The 13,072-nt window shown below is 71.9% G+C and carries 6 protein-coding genes (1 of these 6 running past the window's edge); 5 read left to right on the top strand and 1 reads right to left on the bottom strand.

Going from position 1 to position 13,072, the window contains the following annotated elements; translation table 11 throughout:
- A partial coding sequence (locus BUB76_RS14805; RefSeq protein WP_373280059.1) for a calcium-binding protein occupies window positions 1-306 on the top strand: 306 nt, incomplete at its 5' end.
- Window positions 307-1,127: 821 nt separating this feature from the next.
- Here the strand turns inward: BUB76_RS14805 and BUB76_RS14800 are convergent.
- On the bottom strand, window positions 1,128-1,949 hold the full coding sequence (locus tag BUB76_RS14800) for an efflux RND transporter periplasmic adaptor subunit (RefSeq protein ID WP_073129563.1): 822 nt from the start codon (window positions 1,947-1,949) through the stop codon (window positions 1,128-1,130).
- A gap of 160 nt (window positions 1,950-2,109) precedes the next feature.
- Here BUB76_RS14800 and BUB76_RS18370 point away from each other — a divergent pair, with 160 nt between their 5' ends.
- The 4 genes in view from BUB76_RS18370 to BUB76_RS14780 are tightly spaced (at most 50 nt apart) and all read left to right on the top strand, a layout consistent with a single transcriptional unit that may run on beyond the window.
- Window positions 2,110-2,358, top strand: coding sequence for an LEPR-XLL domain-containing protein (locus BUB76_RS18370; protein WP_073129562.1), 249 nt, complete (start codon window positions 2,110-2,112; stop codon window positions 2,356-2,358).
- Window positions 2,359-2,408: 50 nt separating this feature from the next.
- Window positions 2,409-4,784 carry a LamG domain-containing protein gene (locus tag BUB76_RS14790; protein WP_073129561.1) on the top strand — a complete coding sequence of 792 codons (2,376 nt, stop codon included), beginning with the start codon at window positions 2,409-2,411 and terminating at the stop codon, window positions 4,782-4,784.
- Window positions 4,781-12,595 carry a CARDB domain-containing protein gene (locus BUB76_RS14785; protein WP_073129560.1) on the top strand — a complete coding sequence of 2,605 codons (7,815 nt, stop codon included), beginning with the start codon at window positions 4,781-4,783 and terminating at the stop codon, window positions 12,593-12,595. Before BUB76_RS14790 ends, BUB76_RS14785 begins: the two co-directional genes overlap by 4 nt.
- A protein-coding gene (locus BUB76_RS14780) for an Ig-like domain-containing protein (RefSeq protein ID WP_073129559.1) crosses the window boundary here: on the top strand, window positions 12,538-13,072 show its 5' end (the start). 21,038 nt of this gene lie beyond the right edge of the window; only the first 535 of its 21,573 coding nucleotides appear in the window; it begins with the start codon at window positions 12,538-12,540; its stop codon lies beyond the right edge, outside the window. Before BUB76_RS14785 ends, BUB76_RS14780 begins: the two co-directional genes overlap by 58 nt.

Raw genomic sequence — 13,072 nt, 5'->3', positions numbered from 1 at the left:
TTCGACGACCGTCTGACGGGGTCGGAGGCGCGCAACCAGCTCAACGGGCTTGGGGGGGATGATTTCCTCTTCGGCTATGGCGGGATCGACTACCTGAAGGGGGGCTTGGGCGACGACACGATCAACGGCGGGGCGGGCTCGGACTACGCGCTCTTCGACGGCGACCGGGCGAGCTACACGCTGACGCGGAGCTCGGGCACGGAGGTCACCGTGAGCGGCCCCGACGGCACCGACAGCCTGGCGAACGTGGAGTATTTCCGCTTCGACGACATGGACGTGACCATCTGGGAGCTCGCGATCGTGTAGGGCGGGGGTGCCCGCGCGACCGGTCTGCGTCGGGCGCTCGGTTCGGCGGCCGTTACGGATGCGACGGCGACGGGACAGACAGCCCTCGCGGATCGGGGGTGTCTCAGGAGCACCCCGGTTTCTGGAGATGCGCCACAGATCGCCTCTACGGCCTCGGCCATCCGGCCCGGGCAGGCGGCGGGAGGGGCTGAACGGCAAAGGGTCTGGATTGGGACGCGCCCGCCGACCCGAAGCCCGGGGTCGCCTGAGATCGCGTGGCAGGCGTGGTGGCACCTTTGTCGCAGAGACGGTCGGGCCCGCGCGCTGCAGGCGAGTTCATGCCCGTCCCAAGGTCTTGGCAGCCCGGAGCCGATGGCCGGGGAACACCAGGCCGGAAGCGACGGGTCCCCTTCTCTGGGCCTTGGATATCGGCAACCGATGGCCGCACCAGCCGGTGTCGCATGCGCCGGTATTTTCGCCGTGCTGGATGAAACGGCTAGACCCGCGCGCGGCGATCAAGGTCGTCGCCTGTGCGCCCCCCGGAAAGCCGTCGCCGACCCCTTCCACTCAGCACCTGCGGAAATCGTCCGGCAGCTGCGGTCCGAGTGTCGAAACGGGCCAACGCCGAGGTCTCGGGGCCGAGTCATTCCTGACCGATCCGGCGCGCGGAAAGATACCGAGCGGCCCCGTCCCGCAGCATCGAGGCAGGTCGTCGTCGAGAGATGCAACGCTGCCGCCCGTCTGCGATCGTCCCGGCGCGGACGGTCCCGGCCGATGACACGGCCCGCCATCGGCAATGCGCGCGCGTCCGGCGGCGAAACGCGGCCGGAAGGGCGTGCCGGTCAGCCACCGATCGGAAGGTAGAGCGTACACGGAAGGCCGGCGGGCAGGCGGCTGTCGGGGTTGGGCAAGGCCAGGGTCACGCGGAACGTCTCGGACACCGTTTCGAGGATCGGGTCCACGGCGATCACGTCCGCCTCTAATCGCCCGTCGCCGCGGGCCGGCACCGAAAGCTGCGCCACGTCCCCGCGGGCGACGCCGCCCCAGTAGCGGGCCGGGATCCACGCCTGCACGTGCAGCGGGTCCAGGGTGACCACGGTGAAGGCCGGGCTCTGCTGGTCGGCGAATTCGCCCGGGTCCAGGCCCCGTTCGGTCACCACGCCGGCCTGCGGCGCCCGCAGAACCAGTTGATCCAGTGCGGCGCGGGCCGCCTCGGCCTCGAGCGCGGCGCTGCGCAACGTGGATTCGGCCGCGGCACGCTCCTGCAACAGGCTCAGCACGTCCTGTTCGGCGGCGTCCAGCCGTTCCTGCGTGACCAGGTCACCTTCGGCCAGCGCGCTGATGCGGTCCCGCTGGGCGCGCGCCACGTCCAGCCGCGCGACGATCCCGTCCAGCGTGGCGCGATCCTCGGCACGCCCGCGCGCGACGTTCAGTCGGGCCCGCTCGACTTCATCGACCTGTGTCAGCAGGACATCGCCCGCGCCGACGGCATCACCGCGCGCGGCATGAACGCTGGCGACCACGCCGGGTGTCCGCACGGCCAGGCGCAGCTCGGCCGATGGCTCGAGCAGGCAATCCTCGGCCGTTTGCGCCCAGGCCGATCCCCCCGACGAGACCACGAAAAACACGATCCACGGGATCAATCCGCTGCGTTGACTTTCCATCGCATCCGTCCTTAACCTCACCGCATTGAGTGATTTAGTTTCGTCGACTCGCTGTGATCCGTACCATGGTGAAATCCTGTAATATTTTGAGGTAATATTGAAGCGTCGTCACTCGGCCCCCGGGGCCGACCAGTCCCGCAAAAAGCGAATCGCGGCCGCCATGGGTCGGCTTCTGGGAACCGCGCGGACTTCCGATCATATCGTCGATCCGACGCAGACCGAGCTCGAGACGTTCGAGGACCGGATCCTGCTTTCGGCGGACTTCGCCCCCGTCACGGCGCAGCTCGACACCCCGCACGAGCGCGAGGCCTCGACACCCCGCACGAGCGCGAGGCGTGGACCTTTACGCTGGACGAGCAGCGGCAGATCCTGCTCGACCTGGTCGAGGCCCCGGACTCGGCGCGCCTGACACTCTTCGGGCCGGATGGCGAGGTCACGGACCGGCGTGCGTCGGATCTGGTGGACTACGAGCCGCTGACGCTGACGCCCGGCGACTACCGGGTCGAGATCGAAGGGGGCCGCGCGCCCGGGCCCGTCCGCTTTGCCCTGCGGGACCTGGCCCAGGCCGAGGACGCACCGGACGGTGCCGTTTCGGGCGAGCTTGCGGATGCCAGCGCGACGGCCCTGCACAGCCTGACCCTCCAGGCGGGCCAATCGATCCTGATCGACATTCTCGATGACGCCGACCCCGACGCGGCGACCGTTGCGATCTACGATCCCGGCGGATCGCGCGTGGCGATTTCGCAATACGAGGACCGGATTCTGGGCACCGCCGCGCAGACCGGCCGCTATACCGTGGTCTTCGCGGGGCGTGGCGCGGCGGGCACGGCGCTGAATTACAGCTTCGAGCTGGGCAGCCCGCAGGTGGGGGGCACCGGCGCGCTGGCATTGGGCGGCACCATCGTCGGCACCGCGCCCGAGGACGGACAGGTGTTCGACGTGGCGATCGATCTCGACGCCGAGACCCCCGCCATCTTCGAGACCTCGGGCAGCGGATCGGCGGCGCTGATCGGGGCGGACGGGGAAGTCCTGTGGTCCGGTGGGCTGGCCTTGCTGGACGTCGGCAACCGCGTCGACGATCCGGCGCTCACGTTGCCGGCGGGCGCGACGACCCTGCGGCTCTGGGCGCAACCCGACGACTGGTCGGTGCGACTGTTCGACCTGGGCACGGCCCAGGCGTTGAGCGATGGGCAGACGGTCGATGTATCGACGGCCGAGGGCGCCGCGCCGCTGATCGGCACGATCGAGGTCACCGATTACGAGACCCTGGACGTCGCGCGGAGTTTCCCGGTCGCAGCCGTCATTATCGACCCGACAGGTGTCGTGCGCGGCGACGCGTGGATGCCGCTTGCGGGGCAGGGCGGGCAGGCCACCGTCCTGGCCTACAGCACGCGGGACAACGACGGCACGTCCCCGGTGACCGTGGCGCTGACCCCACCGCAGACGTCCAGTCTTCCGCCGGACATCGCTCACACCGTGTCGACGGTCGCCGGGGCGGGTGTCGTGTGGGATATCCCGGTGACCGCGCCGGGCCCGCATCTCATGTCCGTCGGGAACCTGCAGGACGCGACGCTGATCGCGCCAGATGGCAGTGTCCTGCTCGGACCGGACGACTGGTCGCGCGACGACACGGCCGTCGCCGTGCTGGGCGAAGGCACCTGGCGGATCGTGGCGCCGCCCCCGCGCTTCGATCGCACCAACATCGTGCGCTGGCAGTCTTTCGCGACGGCGCCCTTGCTGGCGGCCGGCGAAACCGATCTTGGCTCCGGCAACATCTTCGTGGCTCGGGTGCCGGCGACCGGCGACGCGCCCGTCGATTTCGCCCTGTCCAATGCCGACGCGGTGGCGTTCTACGACGTGGCGACTGGCGCGCGGCTCGACCTGCCGGAGGACCCGCGACAGCGACTGGCGCCCGGTCTGCCCGAGATGGCGGTGGTCTCCACGGACGCGAGCAGCAGCTTCCGCAACACGATCGCCACGCTCACGCCGGTGGAGATCCGGACCGTCGACATCGACGTGACGACCGGCACCGGCGCGCCGGCCGAACGGCTGGCCGAGCGCGGCGGTCAGGTCCTGCGCCTGGACGGGATCGGCGCCGCCGTGGACGGCGCACCGGCCCCCAACGGCGCGCGCACCGTCGAGGCCTGGGTGAGGTTCGACGATTCGACACGGGGCAGCCTCCTGGCGATCGGAGGCATCGAGCTGACCGTGAGCGCGGACCGGTTCGAGGTCGAGATCGCCGATGGCGCGGGCACGCGGGAGCTGTCGGACTTCACCCGCCGGACCCCGGGCGACTGGCACCACGTGGCCGTGCGCATCACGGCCGACGGGACAGCGGCGCTTTTCGTCGATGGAAGCCTGCAGCGATCCGTGACCCTGGGCGCGTTGCCCGGGGCCACCGCCGCGCCGCGGATCGGCGCCGGGGCCGCCGGTGCCATGGACGACCTGCGGATATGGGGCGCCGCGCTGGACGACGCGGCCATTGCGGCGCTGGTCACCACGCCGCCGGCCGCCGATGCCGCGGACCTGTTGCTGGACCTGGACTTCGAAGGCGCGCTGCCGGGCACGGCCCGGAGCGGGGCGGATGTCACGCTGGCCTCGCGCATCTCTGCCGCGCCGCTCCTGTCCGATCCGGTCGGGGGCGGTGCGGTCGAGGTGCGCCACCGCTTCGCCCTTGCCGAAGAGACATCCCTGTGGCTGGACGCGTTGTCGGACTGGCGCCCGGGTGACAGCGCGACCGTGGTTTTCAGCACCCCGGACGGTGCGGAACAAAGGGTCGACATCGTCCAGGGCGCCGCAGGTGTGACCCTGGGGCCGGCGACTGGACCGCGGTGATCGAGTCCGACGCGGCGCGATCCTTCCACCTGCGCCGCCTGCAGGATCTGCCCGCGCTGGACGCGGACGCCACGCTGGCCCGGGCCTGGAATGACGGGCGGCTCTACCGTGCCGCGGCACCGGCCGGGGCGCGGGTCGCCATCGACACCACGACACCGTCCTCAGCGACCGCGATCTTCGGTGCGGATGGCGTGGCTCTGCCCGATGCGGACGGGCGCTGGACCGTGGACACGGCCGGGCCACAGGTGGTGCGTGTCCTGCCGCCCGAAGCCGGTGACAGGCTGCGGCTTCGCCTGGGCGCGCGTCCGGATACGACGATGGCCGCCGACGGCGACGGCGTGCTGCGCGCGACGACCGATTTCCAGGACGATCCGGCCGTGCATGTCCTGTCGCTGGACGCCGCCGCTGTCGTCGCGGTCGAAGGGCTGGGCAACGGCCGGCTCGAGCTTGTCGCGCCCGACGGAACGGTCCGCCAGATCAACTCGAACGAGAACCTGCTGCAGCTTTCGGCGGGCGACTGGACGCTGCGTTGGACCCGCACGACCGAGGCGTCCATGGTGGTGCAGCCCCTGGCGGATATTCCCCGTCTCACCATGCTGGAACGGACCGTGCTGCCCGACACCGACCGGGGGCGGTTCGTCCGGCTGGCGCTTGCCGTGGGTCAACAGGCCCGTTTCTTCGACGGCACGCGCGAGGTGACGCCGACGGCGCTCTGGCGCATCGATGCCGATGGCAATCTGCTGGGCGAGGCGTCGCGCTCGGACCCCGCGGCAATCGCCGGTGACGTGATCGCCTTCCTTGCGCCGGGCACCGAAAGCTCGCTGACCCCGATCCCCGCGCAGGGCGCGCGGCCCGAACCGCCCATCGTGACCGCCGACGTCGCCCCCGGAACGCTGGTGACGCGCAGTCCCGGCACGGACGGCACGCTGCTGCGCGACCGGTTCGAGGTCGCAGCCGATGGCTGGATCGCGCCGGACGCCATCGCGGCCGACAGCGGGTTGCGGATGCGTCTTGTCGACCCCGACGGCACCGTCATCCACGAGGGCAATTGGTCGGATTTCAACGCCTCGACCTTCCGGGATGCGCCCGGTCCCTGGCGTGCCAGCGCGGGCACATGGATCGTCGAGACCTGGCAGCCGTTCGGGACCACGCCGCTCGAGGTCAGCTACGCGCTGCGGCTCGAGGAGGCGCCGACCGTCCTTGGCGCGGTCATGCAGGGCGAGGTGCCCGACGAGGGCCACGGCGCCGTTCTGCACGTGGTGGATCTGGACGCGCCGGCGGTCGTGCGGCCCCAATGGGTGCGGCCGGGCGGCGCGCCGGACTTCTCGGGCATCGCGACGATCCTCGGGCCCGACGGCTCGGAGATGTGGTCGGGGGGCGGCAACTCGGACGGACCGGTGGTCGTGCTGCCCACGGCCGGGCGATACGTCATCCGGATCGACGGCAATGTCAGCGCCGATCCGCTGCGCAATCCCGGCACCGAAAATTACGCCCTTCAGCTCACCGATCTGACCCGCGCCGCCGACCCGGGCGCCGCCGAGATCGACTTCACCACGCCGGGCTGGGATTTCGCGACCCAGACCGTCCGCGGCACCGATGGCCGCGTGGTTCAGGTGGATGGCCAGGACGTCTATCGCCTGGCCGGACTGGCCGACACCGACACCGACACCGAGACGTGGATCCTGCCCGCTTTCGCCATGGAAGGCCGGCTCGACCGTCACGAGGTGAGCCTGGACTGGCGGGCCGAGCCGTCGGTCACCGATGCGGCGGGCGGCACCTTCGTCATGGCGTGGCTTCCGCTGGCGGCGGCGGGTGCGGGGGGCGTCGTGCCCGAGGCGCTGCTGGCCGACCGGGCGCAGGCGCCGCGCAGCGCCGGTCGCCTGACGCTCGAAATCGACATGGCGCGCAACCGCATCGAAGTCACCCACCTGCGACGGCAGCCCGGCAGCACCACTGTCGACACCCGTGTCGACGCCTTCGACATTCCCGCGGCCACCGCCGACCTGTCGGTCGCGGCCTTCCGGCAGCTCGACGCCGTGCTGGCGGCCGATGGCGACGGGGCTCGGCTGACCCTGTCGCTGGGACAGGGGGCGGACAGTGTCGTGCTGATCGACGGGCACGCCTTGCCGGGCTTCGTGATCGAGGACCTGCGGCTGGCCTTCGGCGCGCGCGTGGGCAGCGCCACGGCGAACCACGACATCGCCGCCATCCGCGTGGCCCGCAGCGACTGGACCGGGGCCGATCTGCCGCTGGGCGATACCGTGCTGTCGCATCCCGGCGGCGAGGCGTTGAGCCGGTGGACCTTCGGGGTGGACGCCGACACCACCGTGTTCCTGGACCGCATTTCGGGCACGGCGACCTACTACCTGAAGAAACAGGGCGAGCCCGACCGGCTGGCGCGGCCGCTCGACCCGGTCTCGACCAGTTTCGTGTCGGGCGAGCCGGATCCGCCGGCCCTGCGCCTGTCGCCCGGCCGGTACGAGCTGATCGCCACGACGAACCGGTTCGGCACGACCGATCACAGCTTCCGCCTGGTGGACCTGTCGGCGCTGCCGCAGGCCGGGCTGGGCGCCGCCAGCAATGTCACGCTCGACCCCGGCGCGCGGGCCGGCGGTGTGACTTTCGACCTGGCGGCGGGGCAGCCCTTCGGGATCGAGGTCACGGACGGCGCGCTGACCCGCGACGTCTCGGCGGTTGTGATCGGGCCGGACGGGTCGGTCGTGGCCCGCAACAGGGGGGACATGGCGTTCCACCGGCTGGTGGCCGAGCGTGCGGGCACCTACGCGGTCCTGTGGGACCGCACCGACGGGACCACGGAACCCCACAGCCTGACCGCGGTCGTCCACGACCTGACAGCCGGCGGCGGCGCGCTGGCGCTGGGGGGGACGACCACCGGTCCCGCGCTTGCCCCGGCCGCTCGGTCGCGCCACGGCTTCACGCTCGCCCAGGAGAGCCTGCTGCATTTCGACACCCTGTCCGGCGGGGCCGAACACAGCTGGCGCATTTTCGACGCCGATGGCGCGCTGCGGGCCGAGGGGACCGCAACCGCCAACGCGCAGCCGCTCGCCGCGCTCGGCCCCGGGGATTACGTGCTCGAAATCGTGCGGGACGCCCGCACGGCCGAGCGGCTGGAATTCGTCCTGGCCAACATGACCGACGCGCCCGCGTTGGAGCCCGACGTGGCCCAAGCCCTGACCGCCGCGGCCGAAGGCGCCGCGCTGCGCGCGCGTGTCGCGCTGCAGGACGGCCAGGGCTACACCATCGAGGGCCTGTCGCAGGAGGATGCCCGGTGGTGGCTGACCGATGACGCCGGCCGGATCGTGTCATCTGGCGTCGGGCCCGCCCCCGCCCGCCGGATCGATATCGGTGCGACCGGGACCTATCACCTGATCGTCGATGCGCCCGACGCGACCGAGACGGCCGAGCTGCGGCTGCGGACCGTGCCGCAGACCCTGCCGATCGCCCTGGGCGAACGGGTGGAAATGGCCTTCGACGGGGCCGGACAGGTGCGCGAGACGGCCTTCACCCTGACCGATGACAGCACCCGCGTCGTCATAGACACCCTGCTGGCGGGGGTGCGGGCCGAGGTGGCGCTGATCGGTCCCGACGGCACCACCCGCGCGACCTGGGACCTGGACGCCTCGTCCTTCGGCACGCTGGAGGAATCGCCGCTGGTCCTGGGGCCCGGCACCTGGCGGGTCGTCGTCACGGCCGAGCCTAACACAGGCTTCAACCCGCCGCCCGTGCAGGGCCAGATCGCGCTGCGCGTGCTGGACACGGCCAACGCGGTGGCGCTGACCGATGACGGGCGCGTGGAGGGACGGCTCGATCCCGGCAGCCTGGCCGATCTCTACAGCTTCGACGGGACCGCGGGGCAGGCCGTCTCGTTCACCTTCGACGAGTCCCAGCGCGACACCCGCGCCTTTCTGTGGTCTCCGGCGGGCGAACGGATCGCGCTGCTGTCGGCCAGCGGCGCCTCGGGCGAGGTCACCTTGTCCGAGACCGGACGCTACCTGCTGGTGGTGCGCGGCGATGCCCAGGCGGCGGGCGGTGTGCGCAGCTACACCCTGACGGGCCACCTGGACCTGACGGACCCGGACCGCCCCATTCCCATCAGCCGCCAGGGCGATGGCCCGGACCTGTCGGTGCGGGATCTCGCGATCACGGGGGACGCCCTGTCGGGCGCGCCGCTCGAGATCACTTGGCGCAGCGCCAATCTCGGGACCGAACCGGCCGTGGGCCAACTGTCCGAGCGGGTCGAGATCCTCGATGCGGGCGGAGCCGTCCGCGCCACACTTGCGGTGCCGCTGGACCTGTCGGCCAGCCCGCTGGCCGCCGGCGCCGCCCGGGCGCGCAGCGCCGAGATCACGCTGCCCGCCGACCTGCAGGGCGACATCACGGTGCGCGTGACGACCGACGCGGGACAGGCGCTGGAGGAACGCAACAGCGACGGCACGGCCGAAACCAACAACGTCGCGAACATCGCTGCCGTCGCGACCGTCCCGTCCTTCCCCAACCTCGTGGTCGAGCAGCTTTCCGGTCCCGATTTCGACCTCTGGCAGCCCGGCCAGACCGTCAACCTGTCCTACACGGTGGGCAATACAGGCGATGCCGCGGCCGAGCCGGGCTGGACCGAGCGCCTGTCGCTGCTCGACCGCGTGACCGGGCAGATCGTGCGCAGCATCGACGTGGCGGTGACCGAGCGGCTCGACGCGGGCGCCAGCGCCACGCGGCAGGTGGCGCTTGTGGTGCCGGACGCCGCGATCTCGGGCTTCGAGCTGTCGCTGAGCCTCGACACCGCGGACGTGGTGGACGAACGCGCGGACGCCGTCGATGCCGAGAGCGACAATACCGACCTGCTGCGCTTCGTCGCCGCGCCCGATCTGACCGTTACCGGGCTGCGGATCGACGGGGCGCTGCGGGTGGGCGAGCCCGTCGTGGTCGAGTGGACCACATCGAACGTGGGCACCCTGCCGGCGGGCGCGCACCTGGACCGGGTCGAGATATCCTATCGCAACGCTGTCTCGTCGCCGCTGGTGACGGCCACGGTTTCGCGCGACGGCCTGGCCCCTGATGCACAGGCGCAGAACCGTGTCACGCTGGATCTGCCCGTGGGCGCCGACCCGCGCGAGATGCGGGTCCGCGTGGTCACCAACGCGGGCACGCCCGCCGTGACCGAGGTGACGGTCAACTCGAGCGAACGCCACGAGACGAACAGCGCCCGGCTGGACCGGGTGGCCTTGCCCCCGCTCCGCGCCGACCTGCGCCTGGACGCGCCGGTGGCGCCGCCGACGGCCAGCGTGGGCGATACGATCGACGTGTCCTGGCAGGTCGAGAACGCGGGCCCGGTCGAAACCCGCAGCGACGCCTGGGTGGACGAACTCTGGCTCAGCCGGGACGCGACGCCGGGCGACCCCGACGACATCCTGCTGGCGCGGGTGCCGCGCGCCGGGGCGCTGGGCGCCGGGGGCACCTACCAGGCCGCGGCCGAGGTGGTCGTGCCGCAGGCGGGCGGCGGGGACTGGCAGCTCGTGGTCATCACCGACGCCGACGCCGCGCTGGACGAGCCCGGGACCCGCGGCGACAACATCTCGCCCGCAACCGCGATCGTCCTGTCGGCCCCGGCAGCGGACCTGTCGGTGGGCGACGTGTCGGTCTCGCGCACGCGGCTTTTCGCGGGCGAACAACTGGAGGTCGGCTGGCGGGTGACGAATGCCGGGCCCGATGCCGCCCCCGCGGGAAGCCTGGACCGCATCCTGATCAGCGCCACGGGCGATATCGCGGATGCCGTCCTGCTGGCCGAGATCGCGTCGCAAGCCCCGTTGGCGGCCGGTGACTCGATCTTGCGCAGCCGCAACGTGACGTTGCCGGGCGGCCTGTCCGGCGCCCTGACATTGTTCGTGGTGACCAACGCCGACGGCCGGGTGGGCGAGGGCCCGAACGGCGCCGACAACAATACCGCCGAGGCTCCGACCGAACTGGCCGTCGCCAGCCGGGCGGCCGCCGACCTGGTGGTGAGCGATGTGCTCCGCCCGGACGGGCTGACGGCGGGGGTGCCCTTCGACCTGTCCTACACGGTGCGCAACGCGGGCAGCGTCGCCGCGCTGGGCCCGTGGCGCGACCGGATCCAGCTGATCGATCCCGCGACGGGCCAGAGCCTGGGCGACCTGGGGACCTTCCGGCGCGACGCGTCGCTTGCGCCGGGCGAAAGCTACCGCGCCGAGGTGCGGATCACGCCGCCACGGCTTCTGCGCGACGGGCCGGTGTTGCTGCGCGTCATCGCCGATGTGGAGGACGCGGTGTTCGAAGCGGGGCTCGAGGCCTCGAACGTCGAGGACGGCACGCCGCTGCCCGCGGGTGCGCCCGATCTGTCCGTCGCGGTGTCCGGACCGGCGACGGCCCGGGCGGGGCAGGAGATCACGCTCGACTGGACGATCACCAACGACGGCGCGCGGCCGGCCATCGGCAGCTTCGTCGATCGCATCTGGCTTTCGCCGACCGACGATCCCGCCGACGGACGCCTGCTTGCCGAGGTCGTGACCGACGCGGGCGGACTGGCGCCCGGCGAAAGCCTGGCGGTGGCCCGCCGCGTGACGCTGCCCGCCGACATGGCCGGCCCCCTGCGCCTGATCCTCGGGGTCAACGACGACGCCAGCCTGACCGAGGCGGGCGGACCGCCCGACCACGCCATCACCCCGATCGAGATCACGGCCATCGCCCAGCCGGACCTCGTCGTCGCCGAGGTTACCGCGCCGCCGCTGGTCTACGGGGCCATCGCCACGTTCGAGGTGTCCTGGCGGGTCGAGAACCGCGGCACCGGCACGGGCACCGGCGCGGCCTATACCGACGCGGTGCGGCTGGTCGAAGCCGGCAGCGGGCGGATCGTGCCGCTCGGCACCTTCACCCGGACCGGGCCGCCGGCGCCGGGGGAGGGCTACACCGAGACCGCGTCCTTCACCGTGCAGAACCTGTCGGGCGACTGGCGGGTCGAAGTCGCCACGGACGTGGATGACACGCTTTACGAGGACGGCGCGGGCGCGAACGTGGCCGGCACGCCGGTCGGCTTTGCCGCGCGGCCCTACGCGGACCTTGCCGTCACCCGGGTCGATGCACCCGAGAGCGCGTCGGGCGGCGACACCATCACCGTGGGGTGGCGGATCGAGAATGTCGGCGACGAATCCGCCCCGCTCAATCCCGGGGGTCGCACTGCCGTCAGGGACCGGATCGAGGTGCGGCGCGTCTCGGACGGGGCGCTGCTGACCTCGCGGTCGGTCGATCGCTTCGGCCAGCTTGCTCCCGGCGACGCGGTCGAGCGGGTCGAGACCCTGACCCTGCCGGACTATGCCGACGGGGATTACGAGATCGTGGTCCGGACCGATCCCGAAGGCCGGGTCTACGAGCACACAGCCCTGGCCAACAACCGCCTGGCGCGCGCGCTGACCATCGCGGGGCGCCCGCTTCCCAACCTGGCGGTCGATGCCTTCGAAGTCGATCCCGCCGCCGACGAGGGAGGCTTCGTCGAGTTCGGCTGGACCGTGCGGTCCACCGGGCCGGGCGTGGCCGACGGCACCTGGCGCGTCGCGATCAGCGACGAGGCCACCGGCCGGGTCCTGTGGAGCGGGACCGAGCAGGGAACCCTGCCGCCGGGCACCACGCAGGAGCGGCGCGAGATCGTCGCCTTGCCCGAAGGGTTGGTCGGCGAGCGGGCGGTTGTGCTGACCCTCATCCCGGCCCCCATGCCGACGGCGCCTACGTGGTTGCGCAGGCGGGCATCAATCCCAAGTTCTACGACGCCGCCGAGGCCGAGCTGACCGACAACAGCGCCTTCGGACTTTGGCAGGTCGAAGAGACGCCGAACGACCTGGCCGTCACCGACGTGACGGTGGCCCCGTCTGCGCTGGTGGGCGACACGATCGAGGTCACCTACACCGTGACCAATGTCGGGGCGACGGTGCTGTGGCCGGGGACCGAGACCGTCACCGACGAGATCTGGCTTACCGCCGATTTCCCGCTGCCCGACAACCAGCAGCGCGCCCGCCCGCTGTCGATCCAGCGCCAGCCGCTGGATACGCCGCTGGGCGCCGGTGAAAGCTATACCCGAACGGTGCAGTACACGCTGCCGCCGATGCTGGCGGGCGACTACCACGTCTCGGTCATCGCGAACCGGGACGGGGGATACTACCCGCGCTATCCGACCTACGAACAGTTCCCTGACCGGCCGGACGACCGGATCAGCACCGCCTTGGGCGGTCCCTATCGCGGGCGTGTCTACGAACCCTTCTCGGACA

Source organism: Palleronia salina (assembly GCF_900141995.1).
Taxonomy (GTDB): domain Bacteria; phylum Pseudomonadota; class Alphaproteobacteria; order Rhodobacterales; family Rhodobacteraceae; genus Palleronia; species Palleronia salina.
This window is presented reverse-complemented; position numbering and strand designations above follow the sequence as displayed.

Excerpts from the sequence above, each read along its gene's own strand:
- BUB76_RS18370 (WP_073129562.1), top strand. The coding sequence starts at position 2,110 with ATGGGTCGGCTTCTGGGAACCGCGCGGACTTCCGATCATATCGTCGAT.
- BUB76_RS14800 (WP_073129563.1), bottom strand. The coding sequence starts at position 1,949 with ATGGAAAGTCAACGCAGCGGATTGATCCCGTGGATCGTGTTTTTCGTG.